Source organism: Mesorhizobium sp. MC2-1-1 (assembly GCF_057597255.1).
This window is the reverse complement of the sequence record NZ_CP195205.1, coordinates 4310935-4328184: the sequence shown is the minus strand read 5'-3', so window position 1 is coordinate 4328184 and position 17250 is coordinate 4310935. Positions and strand designations below refer to the sequence as shown.

General features: G+C 65.3%; 17 protein-coding genes and 2 pseudogenes. 15 read left to right on the top strand and 4 right to left on the bottom strand.

Annotated features, from left to right (window positions below):
- Positions 1-20 precede the first annotated feature (20 nt).
- From odhB to ACR64R_RS21385, 5 genes and pseudogenes are all read left to right on the top strand, one after another.
- Positions 21-1301 carry a 2-oxoglutarate dehydrogenase complex dihydrolipoyllysine-residue succinyltransferase gene (odhB, locus tag ACR64R_RS21405; RefSeq protein ID WP_487358260.1) on the top strand — a complete coding sequence of 427 codons (1281 nt, stop codon included), beginning with the start codon at positions 21-23 and terminating at the stop codon, positions 1299-1301.
- A 35-nt stretch (positions 1302-1336) separates the two neighbouring features.
- A complete protein-coding gene (locus tag ACR64R_RS21400) occupies positions 1337-1849 on the top strand; it encodes a hypothetical protein (RefSeq protein WP_487358259.1) in 513 nt (170 codons plus the stop codon).
- Positions 1846-2601, top strand: a complete 756-nt coding sequence (locus ACR64R_RS21395; RefSeq protein WP_487358258.1) for a glucose 1-dehydrogenase — start codon at positions 1846-1848, stop codon at positions 2599-2601. Before ACR64R_RS21400 ends, ACR64R_RS21395 begins: the two co-directional genes overlap by 4 nt.
- A gap of 16 nt (positions 2602-2617) precedes the next feature.
- Positions 2618-4030, top strand: a pseudogene (lpdA, locus tag ACR64R_RS21390) (dihydrolipoyl dehydrogenase); the annotation flags it as partial.
- A 69-nt stretch (positions 4031-4099) separates the two neighbouring features.
- Positions 4100-5748, top strand: a pseudogene (locus ACR64R_RS21385) (acetolactate synthase large subunit).
- A 557-nt stretch (positions 5749-6305) separates the two neighbouring features.
- Here the strand turns inward: ACR64R_RS21385 and ACR64R_RS21380 are convergent.
- Together ACR64R_RS21380 and ACR64R_RS21375 are read right to left on the bottom strand one after the other, a co-directional pair.
- Positions 6306-7370 carry a TraB/GumN family protein gene (locus ACR64R_RS21380; protein WP_487358257.1) on the bottom strand — a complete coding sequence of 355 codons (1065 nt, stop codon included), beginning with the start codon at positions 7368-7370 and terminating at the stop codon, positions 6306-6308.
- Between the two features lie 73 nt (positions 7371-7443).
- Complete coding sequence (locus tag ACR64R_RS21375; protein WP_487358256.1) at positions 7444-8382, bottom strand: tyrosine recombinase XerC; 939 nt, start codon at positions 8380-8382, stop codon at positions 7444-7446.
- Between the two features lie 114 nt (positions 8383-8496).
- Between ACR64R_RS21375 and rimM the strand changes: the two genes are divergently transcribed.
- Together rimM and trmD are read left to right on the top strand one after the other, a co-directional pair.
- Positions 8497-9093, top strand: a complete 597-nt coding sequence (gene rimM / locus ACR64R_RS21370) for a ribosome maturation factor RimM (RefSeq protein WP_487358255.1) — start codon at positions 8497-8499, stop codon at positions 9091-9093.
- The gene (trmD, locus tag ACR64R_RS21365) at positions 9090-9791 is read left to right on the top strand and encodes a tRNA (guanosine(37)-N1)-methyltransferase TrmD (protein WP_487358254.1); all 702 of its coding nucleotides are present in this window, start codon (positions 9090-9092) and stop codon (positions 9789-9791) included. The genes rimM and trmD overlap by 4 nt, the downstream gene beginning before the upstream one ends.
- Here trmD and ACR64R_RS21360 read toward each other — a convergent pair.
- Positions 9773-10525 (bottom strand): sulfite exporter TauE/SafE family protein, encoded by a 753-nt coding sequence (locus tag ACR64R_RS21360; protein WP_487358253.1) that lies wholly within the window; start codon positions 10523-10525, stop codon positions 9773-9775. The two genes, trmD and ACR64R_RS21360, sit on opposite strands and share 19 nt — an antisense overlap.
- 326 nt (positions 10526-10851) lie before the next feature.
- Here ACR64R_RS21360 and rplS point away from each other — a divergent pair, with 326 nt between their 5' ends.
- The 8 genes from rplS (at position 10852) to leuC (ending at position 16745) form a co-directional block, all read left to right on the top strand.
- Positions 10852-11373 (top strand): 50S ribosomal protein L19, encoded by a 522-nt coding sequence (rplS, locus tag ACR64R_RS21355; protein ID WP_095769549.1) that lies wholly within the window; start codon positions 10852-10854, stop codon positions 11371-11373.
- Positions 11374-11548: 175 nt separating this feature from the next.
- Positions 11549-11968 carry an organic hydroperoxide resistance protein gene (locus tag ACR64R_RS21350; protein WP_487358252.1) on the top strand — a complete coding sequence of 140 codons (420 nt, stop codon included), beginning with the start codon at positions 11549-11551 and terminating at the stop codon, positions 11966-11968.
- The gene (locus ACR64R_RS21345; protein WP_487358251.1) at positions 11965-12465 is read left to right on the top strand and encodes a MarR family winged helix-turn-helix transcriptional regulator; all 501 of its coding nucleotides are present in this window, start codon (positions 11965-11967) and stop codon (positions 12463-12465) included. Before ACR64R_RS21350 ends, ACR64R_RS21345 begins: the two co-directional genes overlap by 4 nt.
- Before the next feature lie 172 nt (positions 12466-12637).
- Entirely contained in the window at positions 12638-13435 is a 798-nt protein-coding gene (locus tag ACR64R_RS21340) for a basic amino acid ABC transporter substrate-binding protein (protein ID WP_487358250.1), read from the top strand.
- A gap of 103 nt (positions 13436-13538) precedes the next feature.
- A complete protein-coding gene (locus tag ACR64R_RS21335; protein WP_487358249.1) occupies positions 13539-14351 on the top strand; it encodes an amino acid ABC transporter permease in 813 nt (270 codons plus the stop codon).
- 58 nt (positions 14352-14409) lie between these two features.
- Positions 14410-15060 carry a class I SAM-dependent DNA methyltransferase gene (locus tag ACR64R_RS21330; protein WP_487358248.1) on the top strand — a complete coding sequence of 217 codons (651 nt, stop codon included), beginning with the start codon at positions 14410-14412 and terminating at the stop codon, positions 15058-15060.
- 49 nt (positions 15061-15109) lie between these two features.
- On the top strand, positions 15110-15262 hold the full coding sequence (locus ACR64R_RS21325) for a hypothetical protein (RefSeq protein ID WP_189341599.1): 153 nt from the start codon (positions 15110-15112) through the stop codon (positions 15260-15262).
- Between the two features lie 73 nt (positions 15263-15335).
- Positions 15336-16745 carry a 3-isopropylmalate dehydratase large subunit gene (gene leuC / locus ACR64R_RS21320; protein ID WP_487358247.1) on the top strand — a complete coding sequence of 470 codons (1410 nt, stop codon included), beginning with the start codon at positions 15336-15338 and terminating at the stop codon, positions 16743-16745.
- 62 nt (positions 16746-16807) lie between these two features.
- Here the strand turns inward: leuC and ACR64R_RS21315 are convergent, their stop codons facing one another.
- Complete coding sequence (locus tag ACR64R_RS21315) at positions 16808-17113, bottom strand: hypothetical protein (protein ID WP_487358246.1); 306 nt, start codon at positions 17111-17113, stop codon at positions 16808-16810.
- Between the last annotated feature and the right edge of the window lie 137 nt (positions 17114-17250).

Sequence of the window (17250 nt, the reverse complement as noted above, 5' to 3'; positions counted from 1 at the left end):
GAAGACAACGGACAGGCACAATGGCTACCGAAATCCGCGTCCCCACTCTCGGCGAATCCGTCTCCGAGGCGACAGTCGGCAAGTGGTTCAAGAAGGTCGGCGACGCGATCGCCGCCGATGAGCCGCTGGTCGAGCTCGAAACCGACAAGGTAACGGTGGAAGTGCCCGCCGCGGGCGCCGGGACGCTTGCCGAAATCACTGTCAAGGAAGGCGAGACGGTCAATGTCGGGGCGCTGCTCGGCTCGATTTCGGCGGGTGGCGCGGCGGCGGCTCCGACCACGAAGCCGCAGGCGGTGGCGCAAGCCTCCAGCCCTGACGCCGCTTCCACGGTCAAACAGGCGGCGGCCGAGACCGCCAAGGTCGCCGGCGACGGCGGCCAGATCGAGCCGCGCGCCATGCCGCCGGCGCCGGCGGCGGCGAAGCTGATTGCCGAAAACAATCTCGCCGTCGACCAGCTGTCCGGTTCCGGCAAGCGCGGCCAGGTGCTGAAGGGCGACGTGCTCGACGCCATCGCCAAGGGCGCGCCGTCACAGCCGGCCGAGACGCCGAAGGCCGCTCCGGCGCCGGTCGTTGCCCGCGCGCCGTCCACGGCCGAGGATGCGCCGCGCGAGGAGCGCGTGCGCATGACCAAGCTGCGCCAGACCATCGCGCGCCGCCTGAAGGAAGCGCAGTCGACCGCCGCCATGCTCACCACCTTCAACGAGGTGGACATGAGCGCGGTGATGGCGCTCAGGTCCAAATACAAGGACGTGTTCGAGAAGAAGCATGGCGTGAAGCTCGGCTTCATGGGCTTCTTCACCAAGGCGGTGACACATGCGCTGAAGGAGATTCCGGCGGTCAATGCCGAGATCGACGGCACCGACATCATCTACAAGAACTTCGCCCATGTCGGCGTCGCCGTCGGCACCGACAAGGGCCTGGTGGTGCCGGTTGTGCGCGACGCCGACCAGATGTCGATCGCCGAGATCGAGAAGGAGATCGGCCGGCTGGGCCTTGCCGCGCGCGACGGCAAGCTTTCGGTGGCGGACATGCAGGGCGGCACCTTCACTATCTCCAATGGCGGCGTCTACGGCTCGCTGATGTCGACGCCGATCCTCAATGCGCCGCAGTCGGGCATCCTCGGCATGCACAAAATCCAGGACCGGCCGGTGGTGGTCGGCGGCCAGATCGTGATCAGGCCGATGATGTATCTGGCGCTCTCCTACGACCACCGCATCGTCGACGGCAAGGAAGCGGTGACCTTCCTGGTGCGCGTCAAGGAAAGCCTGGAAGATCCCGAGCGGCTGGTGCTCGATCTCTGAGGTGGCTTAATGGCGGCTTGCGGCTGGGGCGGCGAATGAAATCCCGTTGGCTGGTCGCCGCTCGGCCGGTCGCGCTCGCGGCCGTTGCCGCTCTCGTGGCTGACGCCGCCCGGGCCGCCTGCCCGATCCAGCTCGCGGTCTATGGCGAGGCGCAGAGCGGCGCCGAGATCGACTTCACCCCGACCGGCACCTCGGCGACGATCACCAACACTTTCCGCATGATCCTCGACAATGATGTCGTGCTCGACGGCATCGCCATGTGGACGGAGGGCTCGGCCGCGCGGCCGCACGGCTCGCTGATGTACAAATGCCCGACCGGCGACGTCACCGGCGAGGAGCTTGCCGCCTGCACGGTCTGGGAAGGCGTCATCTACAGCGCCGACGAGAAGGGCGCCGTCGGCCTGCTGCCGGCGGAAGGCGTCGACGCGCCGAAAAGCCTGATCTTCCCCGATCTCGGACCGTCGCTGGAGATGTCGGCGGCTTACGGTCCCGCCGGCTTCTCCAAAGTGCCGTGGGACATCTTCGTGCTGAAAGGCTGCCAGGAATGAGCGGGTACAGGAAAACGCTGCTGGTCACCGGCGGCAGCCGCGGCATCGGCGCCGCCATATGCCGGCAGGCCAGCCGGGCCGGTTATCGCGTGGCGGTCAACTACGTCTCCAACCGGGCCTCGGCAGAGGCGCTGGTCGAGGAGATCGAGACCACGGGCGGAGAGGCCTTCGCTGTTCAGGGCGATGTCGGCGACGAGGCCGATGTGACTGCGATGTTCCAGGCGGTGGATAAGGCCTTCGGCCGGCTCGACGCCTTCGTCAACAATGCCGGTATCGTCGACGTCAAGGCGCGGGTCGACGAGATGAGCGCCGAACGGGTCGAGCGCATGATGCGCATCAATGTCGTCGGGTCGTTCCTGTGCGCACGCGAGGCGGTAAAGCGCATGTCGACGCGGCATGGCGGCAAGGGCGGCGCCATCGTCAACATTTCGTCGGCGGCGGCCAGGCTGGGCGCGCCAGGCGAATATGTCGACTACGCCGCCTCCAAGGGCGCGATCGACACCATGACCGTGGGGCTGGCGCGCGAAGTCGTGCTGGAGGGCATCCGCGTCAACGCGGTAAGTCCCGGCATCACCGAGACCGAAATCCACGCCTCGGGCGGACAGCCGGATCGCGTGGCGCGGATGCAGGACATGCTGCCGATGAAACGGGCGGGCACGGCCGATGAAGTCGCCAGCGCGGTTCTCTATCTTCTGTCGGACGCGGCCTCCTATATAACAGGCGCGATCCTGAATGTGAGCGGCGGCCGCTAGGCGCCAGGATAAGGAAAAAATCATGGCTTATGACGTCGTAATCATCGGATCGGGACCGGGCGGCTATGTCTGCGCCATCAAGGCTGCGCAGCTCGGGCTGAAGACGGCGGTGGTCGAGAAGAATGCCACGTTCGGCGGCACCTGCCTCAACATCGGCTGCATCCCCTCGAAGGCGCTGCTATACGCCTCCGAGATGTTCGCCGAGGCCGGCCACGCCTTCGATACGCTGGGCGTCGAGATACCGGCGCCGAAGCTCAATCTGAAGAAGATGATGGCGCATAAGGACGCGACGGTCGCCTCCAATGTCAACGGCGTCGCCTTCCTGTTCAAGAAGAACAAGATCGACAGCTTCCGCGGCACCGGAAAGGTGGTGGGAGCCGGCAAGGTGTCGGTGACGGGCGAGGACGGCAAGGTCGAGGAGATCGAGACGAAGAACATAGTGATTGCCACCGGCTCGGATGTCGCCGGCATTCCGGGCGTCAAGGTCGATTTCGACGAGAAGGTGATCGTCTCCTCCACCGGCGCGCTGTCGCTGCCGAAGGTGCCGGAGCGTCTCGTGGTCGTCGGTGGCGGCGTCATCGGGCTGGAGCTCGGCTCGGTCTGGGCCAGGCTCGGCGCCAAGGTCACGGTTGTCGAATTCCTCGACAGCATTCTTGGCGGCATGGACGGCGAGGTTTCCAAGCAGTTCCAGCGGCTGCTCTCCAAGCAGGGTTTCGAGTTCAAGCTCGGCGCCAAGGTCACCGGTGTCTCAAAGGCCAAGAAGGGTGCGACCGTCACCTTCGAGCCGGTCAAGGGCGGCGCGGCCGAAACCATCGAGGCGGACGCGGTGCTGGTCGCCACAGGGCGGCGCCCTTATGCCGACAGCCTCGGGCTGAAGGAAGCCGGCGTCGAGGTCGACGAGCGCGGCCGAGTCAAGACCGACGGGCATTGGAGGACCAACGTGCCCGGCATCTACGCCATCGGCGACGTGATCGCCGGGCCGATGCTGGCGCACAAGGCCGAGGACGAGGGCGTCGCGGTGGCCGAGACGATCGCCGGCCAGGCCGGGCACGTGAACTACGATGTCATCCCGAGCGTCGTCTACACCAGTCCGGAGATCGCTTCGGTCGGCAAGACCGAGGAGGAATTGAAGAAGGCTGGCATCGACTACAAGGTCGGCAAGTTCCCGTTCAGCGCCAATGGCCGCGCGCGCGCCATGCTGCACACTGACGGCTTCGTGAAGATCCTTGCCGACAAGGCCAGCGACCGCGTGCTCGGCGTCCACATCGTCGGCTTCGGCGCCGGCGAGATGATCCATGAGGCGGCGGTCCTGATGGAGTTCGGCGGCTCGTCGGAAGACCTCGCCCGCACCACCCACGCGCATCCGACCATGTCGGAATCGGTGAAGGAAGCGGCGCTGGCGACGTTCTTCAAGCCGATCCATATCTAGAGCGTCATCCCGAACCGAAGAGCGATACGCCGTTTCCATGAAACGGTGAAACGCTCCAGGAGATACCTTGTGTCCAAAGGCTCCGATCTGCTTGTTGCCGCCCTCGAGAATGAAGGCGTGGACCGTATCTTCGGCATACCGGGCGAGGAGAACCTCGACGTCGTCGAATCCATTCGCAAATCCTCGATAGAGCTTATCCTGACCCGCCATGAGCAAGCGGCCGCGTTCATGGCCGCCACCCACGGCCGGCTCACCGGCAGGCCCGGCGTCTGCATCACCACACTTGGCCCAGGCGCCCTGAACCTGACGACAGGCGCGGCCTACGCGCTGCTCGGGGCCATGCCCATGGTCATGATCACCGGGCAGAAGGGCGTCAGGTCGTCCAGGCAGGCCCGTTTCCAGATCGTTGACGTCGTGGCGGCGATGAAACCCCTGACCAAGCTTTCGCGTCAGATCGTTTCGCCCAGGATGATTCCCGGCGTGGTGCGCGAGGCTTTCCGCGTGGCTGGCGAGGAGCGTCCGGGACCCGTGCATCTGGAGCTGCCCGAGGACATAGCCGCGGAAGAATGCGACGCGGTGGCGCCGATTCCGCCGCACCCGGTCGAGCTGCCGCTGGCGAGCCCGCTTGCGCTCGACCGCGCCGCGCAGATGATCATCGAGGCGCAGCGGCCGCTGGCGATGATGGGTGCCGCCGCCTCGCGGCCGCGCTCGACCTCGACCTCGCCCAGTTCGTCCTGCGGACCGGCATTCCCTATTTCACCACCCAGATGGGCAAGGGCACGGTACCGGGTGGCACCGAGCTCTATATGGGCACGGCCGCGTTGTCCGAGCGCGACTATGTGCATGAAGCGATCGAGCGGGCGGATCTCATCATCACAATCGGCCACGACACGGTCGAGAAGCCACCCTTCATCATGGGCGCCGACGGGCCGAAGGTCATTCATGTCGGCTACCAGCCGGCCACTGTCGAACAGGTTTATTTCCCGCAAACCGAGGTTATCGGCGATATCGGCGCCTCGCTCAGGCTGTTGGCCGACCGCCTGGAAGGCAACATTCCGAACGCACAGGCACTGCTGCCGCTGCGCGAGGGGATATTGAGGCGCGTCGCGGCGCGCGACACCGAGGACCGCTTCACCCCGCAGCGCCTGGTGCACGACGTGCGCGCAGTGATGCCGGCCGACGGCATCCTGGCGCTCGACAACGGCATGTACAAGATCTGGTTCGCGCGCAACTACCGCACGCGCGTCGCCAACACGCTGTTGCTCGACAATGCGCTGGCCACGATGGGCGCCGGCCTGCCGTCGGCGATGACGGCGGCGATGCTTTTTCCGGAACGCCGCGTCATGGCGGTTTGTGGCGATGGCGGCTTCATGATGAACAGCCAGGAGCTGGAAACCGCCGTCAGGCTGAAGCTCAACCTCGTGGTGCTGATCATTGAGGACAATGCCTTCGGCATGATCCGCTGGAAGCAGGCGGTCGACGATTTTCCCGATTTCGGCATGACCTTCGGGAATCCCGATTTCGTCCGCTATGCCGAAGCCTACGGCGCCAAGGGCACCAAGGTAGGCGCCATCGCCGAGTTGAGACCTGCCCTCGATCAGGCCTTTGCCGCCGGTGGCGTTAATCTTGTCGTCGTTCCGATCGATTATTCGGAAAATGAGCGGGTTCTGGTCGAAGAGCTGCGCCATCGGCTGCCCTGGCCGGCCAGTCCCGTGTGACGAGTTTTTCCAAAGCTCGAGACAGCGCCACAAAGCAAACGGCCCGCCTTTCGGCGGGCCGTTTGTCGTCAAGTTGTAGCCCGATTACTGCGCCGGTGCAGGTGCAGGGGCGGGCGCCGGGGCAGGTGCCGGGGCCGGGGCCGGGGCCGGCGCTGGCGCTGGCGCTGGCGCTGGCGCTGGCGCTGGAGCAGGGGCCGGAGCGGGCGCCGGCTCAGGCGCTGGGGCAGGCGTTGCAGGCGCGGGCGCCGGCGTGCTCGCCGCCGGCGGTTCAGCCGGGGCCGGGGCATGCGTGCTTCTGCCAAAGACATAATAGGCAACAATGGCCAGGATAATGACAACTAGGGCGATAAGCCACCCGCTGCCGCCGCCACCCGACCTGGGAGGCGTGCTCGAAGGGGTGAATGGGTCGTTGGGGTTCGCCATGAAACGTGTCCTCCTTTGGATGAAAGTCATCAAAATAACAGCCATCAACGCGCAGGTCCCGCAACGGGTTTCACGCGGACGGACGGAAAGCGCTGAAAAACCGGCGTTTTCAGGTCCGCCAGCCGCCAGACGACTCAGTTGACGGCGCTGACAGTATATCCTGCCTTGCGAAAATCCTCGACCAGTCCTTCCGGACCGGGCAGATGCATGGCGCCGACGGCGATGAAGACGCCGCCCCTGGCCAGGATGGGGGCCGCGTGCGCGGCCATCACTTTGTTGCGGCTCGTGATCATGGTCTGCTCGAAGGCGGCATAGCCGGCCTTGTCGTCGGCCGTTTCCGGCAGCACAGCCCGGAACAGGGGCCAGAACATGCCGATCTCGCCACGCTGGTAGAGCACGATCATCGTTTCGTTGACGTCATTAACCTTGTCGCCGAGCTTCATCGTCTCGACCAGGCTTTTCATATGGAATTCGAGCGGCAGCGAAGCCATGGCGCGCAACTGGTCGACGGCGGTTTCAAGCCCTTCGACCTTTTTCCCCGAAGCCTTGGCGTCGGAAGCGAGCTTGATGTCGAGGACGGGATCGCCGGCGGACTGGCGCGCCACTTCGCAGGCCGGCAACGCCATCATTGCCGACAGGATCCACGGCTTCATCTTGGCGACCGTCGCCGGCGGAATGCCGCGCGCGTCGAGCCCCTTGTTCAGCGCCGCCGCATCGTCCGGCGACAGCAGCGACGACAGCGTGGTGTTGTCGGTGAACATCATCAGGCCGGGTTCGCTCGCCATCGCGGCCATCATCTTGGCCTTGTCCATCGCATCGGTGGTTTCGATGACGATTGTGCTGGCGCCGTCATAGGCTTTCCGGGCGGGTTCAGGCAGCGTGGTGACGCGCGTATCGGTCATGTGCATGGTGCCGAACAGATAGGATGGCTTCTCGCCCGGCTTCTCCAGCTTCCACAGCAGACCCTTGCCATTGGGCACGGCCGCCGCCTCTGCTTCGACCTTCCTGAACGCCGCGGGGTCGTTCTTTTCCAGCGCGGTCAAAAGATCGGTGCCGGCGCAACCTGGCGCTTCGGCATGCGCCCGGCTCGCCAGTAGCAAAACGACGACGAAGGACAGGAAAAACAGCAGGTTGAGCGCTGCAAGCAGCTTCAACGAGACAAGGGCCGCGCGGTCGGCGATTGCAATGACGCGTTTCATGGGAGGCGTTCTAGCGCCGAAAAGCGGCAAAACGGTTAACCGGGGGGCTGAAATTGTTTGAAGTGCCGCCCGTTCAGGCACGCGGATGCGCCTTCTCGTAGATGTCGAGCAGCCTTGCGGTGTCGACGCCGGTGTAGATCTGCGTGGTCGACAGGCTCGCGTGGCCGAGCAGTTCCTGGATGGTGCGCAGGTCGCCGCCCCGACCGAGCAGATGGGTGGCGAAGGAATGCCGCAGAGCATGAGGCGTCGCGGTGTCGGGCAGATTCAGCGCCGAGCGCAGCTTCGCCATGTCGCGCTGTACGATGGCCGGGTTGAGCGGGCCGCCGCGGGCGCCGCGAAACAGCGGTGCCTCGGGAGCGATATGGAAGGGGCAAAGCCGGCGATATTCCATAACCGCCCTTTGGGCCACCGGCAGCACCGGCACCAGCCGCGTTTTGCCGCCCTTGCCGGTGACGCGCAGCACGGTGTCGGCCTCGGAAGCGAGGTCGCCACCGGTCAGGCCGAGCGCTTCCGAAATGCGCAGGCCGCAGCCGTAGAGCAGCGTCAGCACCGCGGCGTTACGGGCGGCGATCCATGGCTCTTCAGCCAGTTGGCCCTCCATCGCCACGACCTGCCTGGCGTCGCTTGCCGTCAGCGGCTTGGGCAGCGATTTCGGCTGGCGCGGCGCGCGCAATGCCGACGCGCCGGCCGCGTTGACCAGACCGCGTCGTTCCAGAAAGCGCAGCAGCGAGCGGATGCCGGCAAGGCCGCGGCCCAGCGTACGTGCGCCCGCGCCTTCGTTGCGGCGCTTGGCAAGGAAGCCGCGCAGGTCGGCAGGGCGCAGGTCGGCGATGTCGGCAATGCCCGGCGGGCCGCCGAGATGTCCGGTCAGGAAATGCAGGAACTGTCGGGTGTCGCGCTCATAGGCCTCGACCGTCTCCGGCGACAGCCGGCGCTCATGCGCCAGTGCTTTCAGCCAGGTGTCTCGCGCCGCCTGCAGATCCGGTCTCGCCGGGATGAGGAATTCCTGCATGGGTGTTTTCCGATTTCAGGACATTCTCCGGCGGCGAGGTTAGGAAGCGGTGAAGAGGCGATCATTGAAATGATGGCCGGAGGGGATTAGAGCAGGGCAAAGGAAGCGCTGCCGATGACCAAGCCCGAAAACCCCGTCCAGATGGCCGTTATCGGCGCCGCGCACGGCATCAAGGGCGAATTGCGGGTCAAGACCTTCACCGGCGACCCGCTGGCGCTGGCCGATTACGGCCCGCTTTATGCCAAGGATGGCCGTGCCTTCCATATCAACGATATCAGGCCGGCCGGCACGGTGGTGGTGGTGCGCTTCAAGGGCGTCAATGACCGTAATGCCGCCGAGGCCTTGGCCGGCACCGAGCTTTTCGTCGACCGCTCGATGCTGCCGGACGACGGCGAGGAGGACGAATTCTATCACGCCGACCTCATAGGCTTGGAAGTCCGCGATGAGACAGGCGTCATCGGCAAGGTTGTCGCCGTGCACAATTTCGGCGGCGGCGACATCCTCGACGTCACGCTTGCCGGCCGCAAGGGCGTGCTGATCCCGTTCACTCAGGCCGCCGTGCCGGAAGTATCGGTCGCGCAGGGTTTCGTGCGCGTCGACCCGCTGGCGGCGGGGCTGGTCGAGGACGAGGACGGCGAGGCGGCGGGGCATTCCGGCTTCGACCCCAAGGGCAGGCCGCGCGGACCGAAGGACGCCGGGGGCAACCGTTGAGCTTTGCCGCGTCGGTGTTGACGCTCTATCCGGAGATGTTCCCGGGTCCGCTCGGCCTGTCGCTGGCCGGCCGCGCGCTCGAGGCCGGCACATGGTCGCTGGAAGCCATCCAGATTCGCGATTTCGCCACCGATCGGCACCGCACGGTCGACGACACGCCTGCCGGCGGCGGCGCCGGCATGGTGATGCGCGCCGACGTGCTGGCGAGCGCCATCGACCACGCCTCGCCGCCAGGCGATCCGCGTCCGCGCCTTTTGATGAGCCCGCGCGGCAAACCGCTGACACAGGCGCGCGTGCGCGAATTGGCGGCCGGGCCTGGTGCCGTCATCCTGTGCGGGCGCTTCGAAGGCGTCGACCAGCGGCTGATCGAGGCGCGGGCGCTCGAGGAAGTCTCGATCGGCGATTTCATCCTGTCGGGCGGCGAGCCGGCGGCGCTTGTGCTGCTCGACGCGGTGGTGCGGCTGCTGCCCGGCGTGATGGGCAACGCGGTCTCGGGTGACGAGGAGAGTTTCGAGAACGGCCTGCTCGAGCATCCGCACTATACGCGGCCGCAGGAGTTCGAGGGCAGGCAAATCCCCGAGGTGCTGATTTCCGGCAACCACAGGAAAATCGCCGAGTGGCGGCGCGCCGAGGCGGAGAAGCTGACCAAGGAGCGGCGGCCGGACCTATTGGCGCCTGCTCAGCCCTTGGTGAAGTAGTAGAAAGCCAGAAGCAGGCCGACCACGACAACGAAGCCGCGCACCGCGGCCTGCGGCACGCGCTTGGCGACCCACACGCCGGCATAGCCGCCCAGCGCGACGCCCGGGATCATGACGATGGCGTGCGGCCACGCGACGACGCCTCCGGAAACGAAGACCAGGATGGCAACAATCGCGATCACGATCGACAGCATGTTCTTCAACGCGTTCAGGCGGTGGTAGTCGCCGGCCTGGGTGAGGCCGAGAGTCGCCAGCATCATGACCCCCATGCCAGCGCCGAAGAAGCCGCCATAGACCGCGGTCGCGAACTGCGCGAGCGAACCCATGAGTGAACCGACCGAGGCCCGGTGTTCCGGCCCGGCCGCCGGCTTCAGCCACGGTCCGGCGGCAAACAGCGCGGTAGCGGCGATGAGCAGCCAGGGCACGAGCGCGCGGAACGACGGATTGGAGAGCGCAAGCAGGATGAGCGAGCCGGCCAGCGCGCCGAGGGCCGAGATCAGGCAGAGAAGCAGGGCGCCGCGCCAGAAATGGCGGATGTCGGTCCAATAGGCGAGCGTCGAGGTAATGTAGCCCGGCAGCTGCGTCACCGAGGAGGTTGCGTTGGCGACGATCGGCGGCAGGCCGACCAGCGTCATGGCGCCGAAGGTAAGGAAGGTGCCTCCGCCGGCGACCGCGTTGGCTGCGCCTGAAACAAAGCCTGCGATAAAGAGCAGGACCACATCGAAAACCGACATCGAGGAATATTGCCGCCGGACAGGAGTTACGCCTTGCCCGGCTTAGAAAGTCCGCGCACCCTATGCAAGTGCCGGCCTCGGAAGATCGCGGCGGCATAGAAAAAAGAAGCGACAAAGGCGTGACAAAGCGGCAAAATCGCTGTATGTGCCCGCCCGAACCGGAAGAACGATCTTTCGGACCCGTCAACAAGTGCGGTGTAGTCGTCCCTGCCCGATGTCCCCCGATAGAACGTTCGGGACTGAGGGCATAGCCGAGCGGTCATTGGAACTGCAAGGCAAGCGCAGGACGCTCTGACTGTCGGAAGAACAAGAAGTGGATATTTGAGATGGATCTCATCCGTCAGCTCGAGGCCGAACAGGCCGCCAAGATCGAAGCCAAGCGCAAGCTTCCCGAATTCCAGCCGGGCGACACCGTGCGCGTCCAGGTGCGCGTCACCGAAGGCACCCGCACCCGCGTCCAGGCCTATGAGGGCGTCGTCATCGCCCGCGCCGGCTCGGGCTTCCAGGAGAATTTCACGGTCCGCAAGATTTCCTACGGCGAAGGCGTCGAGCGCGTTTTCCCGGTCTACTCGCCGATGGTCGAGGGCGTCGAGATCGTGCGCCGCGGCAAGGTTCGCCGCGCCAAGCTCTATTACCTGCGTGACCGCCGCGGCAAGTCTGCCCGCATTTCGGAAAACACCGGCGTGCGCGCCCGCAAGCTGAACGACGAAGAGCGTGATGCGCTGAACGCCGAGCGCGCCCGCATCGAGGCCGAGAAGGTCGCTGCCGCCCAGGCGCTGGCCGCCGAGACGGCCGCCAAGGAAGCCGCGGAGAAGAAGGCCGCCGCCGAGGCTGCTTCCGCCGAATAAGCTTTTGGCGAGACAAGTTCTAAAAAAGGCGGCTTTGGCCGCCTTTTTTCGTTTCGGCCGCCGCATTCATCTCACCAGGCCGTGATCGCTGGCCGCAGGAAAACCGCTTCGGCATCGTTGACAGTTATTTATCTTGTACACTAAATAATCGTGTACAAATTAAATGGAGACGAGAATGTCGGCACTTTACAGCACCCAGGCTCATGTCAGCGGCGGTCGCGCCGGTCACGGCGAGACCAGCGACGGCCTGCTCAAGGTCGATCTGGCGATGCCGAAGGAACTCGGCGGCAAGGGCGGCGCCACCAATCCCGAACAGCTCTTCGCTGTCGGCTACGCGGCCTGTTTCGAAAGCGCGGTGCGCTTCATCGCCCGCCAGCAGAAGCTGCCGCTCGAGGACGCTTCGGTCACGTCCACGGTCAGCCTCCATCCGAACGACCAGGGCGGCTTCAGGCTCGGCGTCGCGCTGGCGGCGGAGATCAAGGGGCTTGATCAGGCCGGCGCGGAGGCGCTTGTATCGGAAGCACACAAGATCTGTCCCTATTCCAACGCTATCCGTGGCAATATCGACGTGGCGCTCTCGGCAAAGGCTGCATGACCACGAAAACCGAAAGCAGGACCAGGCAAGCCCCGGCTCAGGACGCCGGGGCGATCGAGGCGCCGCGCCTCGACCAGCAGCTCTGCTTCGCGCTCTACTCGGCGAGCGGGCTGATGACCAAGCTCTACCGGCCGCTGCTCGATCCGCTCGGGCTCACCTATCCGCAGTATCTGGCGATGCTCGCGCTGTGGCAGCATTCGCCGAGCACGATCGGCGAGCTCGGCGCGACGCTTGGCCTCGATTCGGCGACGCTGACGCCGCTGATCAAGCGCATGGAAGCGGGCGGCCTCGTCACGCGCCGGCGCGATAGCGCCGACGAGCGCCGGGTGCTGGTCGAACCGACCGCCAAGGGTGAGGCGCTGCGGGCGAAGATGAAGGACGTGCAGGAAGGGCTTGCCTGCGGCATGCCGCTGGAGCGGGCCGAGCTCAAAGCCCTGCACGGCACCCTTACCCGCCTGGTCGCCGGGTTGCGCGAGGCCACGGCCGATCAGGACTGATCGCCGCAACGATCGTCCTCAAAACCATCCCTGAAGAGTATCGGATTGCTCGCCGACGTGTCCGCGGCGGCGCGGACCGGCTTGCAAGGCGCTTACGGCAAGCTAAAGTCGGCGCCGGATTTTTCTCTGGCGCGCAACTGCAGCGCGGCCAATTGCCTCCGGGGAGTGTGTCATGACCAAATCGAAACTGCTGCTGGCCGCCATGATGGCGTGCCTTCTCGCGCCCGTCGTCGCGCTCGCCGAGAACTTGCCCGACCTCGCGGGCCGCAAGGTGGTAGTGGTGACGGAAAACGCCTATCCGCCGCTGCAGTTCATCGACAAGAAGACCGGCAAGCAGATCGGCTGGGAATATGACGCGATGGACGAGATCGCCAGGCGGCTGAACTTCAAGGTCGAGTACCAGAACACCTCCTGGGACGCTATGATCCAGGCGGTTTCCGACAACCAGTACAACATCGGCATGACCGGCATCACCATCAAGGACGATCGCAAGGAGAAGGTCGACTTCTCCGATCCTTATATGCGCTCGGAGCAGTTCATGCTGGTGCGCGGCGATGAAAACCGCTTCACCGACGCCAAGAGCTTCGCCGCCTTCAAGGACGGGCTGATCGGCGCCCAGCCCGGCACCACGCCGTTCTACACCGCCGTCTACAGCGTGCTCGACGGCAACGAGCAGAACCCGCGCATCAAGCTGTTCGAGACTTTCGGCGCAACCGTGCAGGCGCTGAAGACTGGCGACGTCGACGTGGTGCTCACCGACGGCACCGCGGGCCAGGGCTATGTCGATGCTTCAGAAGGCAAGCTGAAGCTGATCGGCGGGCCGCTCGGCACCGAGGATTTCGGCTTCATCTTTCCGAAGGGTTCCGACCTGGTGAAGCCGGTCAACGCCGCCATCGCCGCGCTCAAGGCCGATGGCACGTTCGACAAGCTCAACAAGAAGTGGTTCCTCGACTACAAGATGGGGCAGTAGAGCTCATCTTGTTGCGCATAGTGAGTTTGCAGGAAGTTGCGCTGACATCGGGCCCCTTGGCGCTGCCCTTTCAGGGCCGTCGTCACATCGCCAGCATCGCCTGATGGCAGCGCCGTCCTCCACCGCCAAACCCGAGTTCCCCTGGTGGCTGGCGGTGGCCCTCGTGCTTGCATTGGCTGCCGCCCTCGCCATTGCGTCCAGCGACCTCTATGCGCAAGTCTTCGCCACCGTGGCGAAGGGCATCGGCATCACTATCTTCGTCACCGCGGTCGCTTTCGCGCTGGCCTCCACGCTCGGGCTTGGCATCGCGCTCATGGCGCTGTCGGGGTCACAGTGGCTGCGCCAGGTCGCGCGCTTCTATGTCGAGATCATCCGCGGCGTGCCGATCCTGGTGCTTCTGTTCTGGATCGCCTTTGCCGGTGCGCCGGCCTTCGTCGCCGCCTGGAACGCGCTGACCGCGCCGCTGCACGGCGCCGGCCTGATGGGCGAACTCCTTGTGCGCGACGTCTCGCTCCTGTGGCGCGCCATCATGGCGCTGACCATCGGCTATTCGGCCTTCATATCGGAAGTGTTCCGGGCCGGCATCCAGTCGGTCGAGAAAGGCCAGATCGAAGCCGCCAAGGCTCTCGGCCTGACGCGCGCGCAGCGCTTCCGGCTGATCGTGTTCCCGCAGGCGATCCGCATGATCCTGCCGCCGCTCGGCAACGACTTCGTCGCCATGGTCAAGGATTCCTCGCTGGTCTCCGTGCTCGGCGTCGCCGACATCACCCAGATCGGCAAGGTCTATGCCGCCGGCTCGTTCCGTTTCTTCGAGACCTATTCGATCGTCGCCTATATCTACCTCGTCCTGACAGTCGGCCTGTCGCTGGCGCTGAGGGCGCTGGAGCGGAAGCTGCGCCGACAGCACGGGGAATAGCCGGCCGCGAAAGTCCGCGCTACGATCTCTCAGCTTAATATCGCGGAGGAGACGCCCCATGAATTTCGACAAGGCCAATGCGGCGCTGGACTCCGTCTATTCCGCCGACTCGCCGGAAGGACTGGCCAAGGCCTATGCCGACTGGGCCGCGACCTATGACAGCGAGACGGCCTCGCTCGGCTACCTGCTGCCGTTCCTGATCACCGCCTGGGTGGCTCGCCACGTTCCCTGGGGGCAAGGCCCGCTGCTCGACGCCGGCTGCGGCACCGGGCTGTCCGGGCCGTCGCTCAAGGCATTGGGGTATGGCGACATCGCCGGGCTCGACCTCTCCGACGACATGCTGAAGATCGCCGGCGGCCGGCAGGCCAATGGCAAACCGGCCTACAGCGAGCTGAAGAAGGCGATGCTCGGCGGGCCGCTGCCTTGGCCCGATGGGCATTTCCACGCCTTCTTCTCGACCGGTGTCTTCACCATCGGCCATGCGCCGGCCTCGGGGCTGCACGAGCTGGTGCGCATCACCAGGAGCGGCGGCCACGCCATCTTCACCGTGCGCGACCAGGTTTTCGAGAGCGGCGGGTTTCAGGCGGTGTTCGACGAACTGTCCGAAGCGGGGAAATGGCGCCTGGCCGAGCAAAGCCCGTGGTTCCGCTGCTACGCGATCGGCGATCCGCAAGCGCTGGTGAAGACCTTTGTGTTCGAGGTGGTTTGAGCGCTGCCTTGCCTTCTCCCACGAGCGGAGAAGGGGAGCGTCGCGCCAATTGCCGAAAAGCCAAAACATTGCTATCTACGCCGCCATGGAAAAGCTTTTCAGCGATCCGGCCTACAAGGGTTTCGTGCTGCAGGACAGAAAGCGCCTGCCGTCGCGTTTCTCCGCGCGGGTCTGTGGCGCGCTCACCAGCCGACTTAACTGATCCGGCCGATTGCAGTCATCGCGCCGGACGACCGGCGTGCTTTTCCCGTTCTCATATCGACGGATTTACGCACATGAGCGCACCGCGCACCCTCTACGACAAGATCTTCGACGACCACGTCGTCGACCGCCAGGACGACGGCACCTGCCTGCTCTATATCGACCGCCACCTCGTGCACGAGGTCACCAGCCCGCAAGCCTTCGAAGGCCTGCGCATGTCGAACCGCAAGGTCCGGCACCCGGAAAAGACGCTGGCCGTGGTCGACCATAACGTGTCGACCTCGCCCGAGCGCAAGTTCGGCATCAAGAACGAGGAAAGCCGCATCCAGGTCGAGGCGCTGGCCAAGAATGCCAAGGACTTCGGCATCGAGTACTACTCCGAAAACGATATCCGCCAGGGCATCGTCCACATCATCGGGCCGGAGCAAGGCTTTACCCTGCCCGGCATGACTATCGTGTGCGGCGACAGCCACACCTCGACGCACGGCGCCTTCGGCGCGCTCGCGCACGGCATAGGCACGTCGGAGGTCGAGCATGTGCTGGCGACACAGACGCTGATCCAGCGCAAGGCCAAGAACATGCTGGTGCGTGTCGACGGCACCTTGCCCGAAGGCGTCACCGCCAAGGACATCATCCTCGCGATCATCGGCGAGATCGGCACCGCCGGTGGCACCGGCTACGTCATCGAATATGCCGGCGAGGCAATCCGCTCGCTGTCGATGGAAGGGCGCATGACCATCTGCAACATGTCGATCGAGGCCGGCGCGCGCGCAGGCCTGATCGCGCCCGACGAGACGACCTTCGCCTATGTCAAGGACAAGCCGCGCGCGCCCAAGGGCGCGGCGTGGGATGCGGCGCTTGCCTATTGGAAGACGCTCAAGTCTGACGAAGGCGCGCATTTCGACAAGGTGGTGGTGCTCGACGCGCAAAAGCTGCCGCCGATCGTTTCCTGGGGTTCCTCGCCCGAGGACGTCGTCTCGGTGCAGGGCATCGTGCCCGATCCGGAGGAGATCGCGGACGAGAACAAGCGCACGTCGAAGATCCGCGCGCTCGATTACATGGGGCTGACGCCCGGAACCAAGATCACTGACATCGCGCTCGACCGCGTCTTCATCGGTTCGTGCACCAATGGCCGCATCGAGGATCTGCGCGCCGCCGCCAAGGTGGTCGAGGGCAAGAAGGTCAATCCGCGCGTCAACGCCATGATCGTGCCGGGCTCTGGCCTGGTGAAGGAGCAGGCCGAGGCCGAAGGCCTCGACAAGATCTTCGTTGCCGCCGGCTTCGACTGGCGCGAGCCGGGCTGCTCGATGTGCCTGGCCATGAATGACGACCGGCTGAAGCCGCATGAGCGCTGCGCCTCGACCTCGAACCGCAATTTCGAGGGCCGGCAGGGCTTCAAGGGCCGCACCCACCTGGTGTCTCCGGCCATGGCGGCTGCGGCCGCGATTGCCGGCCACTTCGTCGACATCCGCGACTGGAAATAGGGCCGGCTGCCTCTCTCAACAAAGGCCCGGACAGGTTCCGGGCCTTTTGCCTTTTCAGCGAGCTATCTGCGAATGATCTGGTGAAACTCCTCGCGCCGACCTGGCTGGTCGGCGGCGACGACCAATGCCAACTGGCGGTCGTCGAAGATCTTGAACCACTCGTCCCATTCCACGAGTTCGTAACCGCCGGCATTGATCGGACGCTCCGGGCGGTCGGTGTCTTCATAGGCGTTCTGTCCAAAAACCAGCCGCAACATGGCCTGCGTGCCCGCCTCGGGCGAGACGTCGACGATAGCTGGGAAGCCGGCGCGCGCCGCCGCCCAGGAGCGAATTTCGTCGTGGTTCGTCAAAGTGATCGTGTCGGCCATCTAGATTCTCTCCTGACTGGCGTCTCCCGTCAGGCCGGACAACGCCGCTCCGGCAGGCCGGTTCCGCATGATGTTCATCACGGGCTTAACCGCTTGTTTGGGCTTGCGCCTTAGTATCTCTCCCTGGGTAAGTTGGG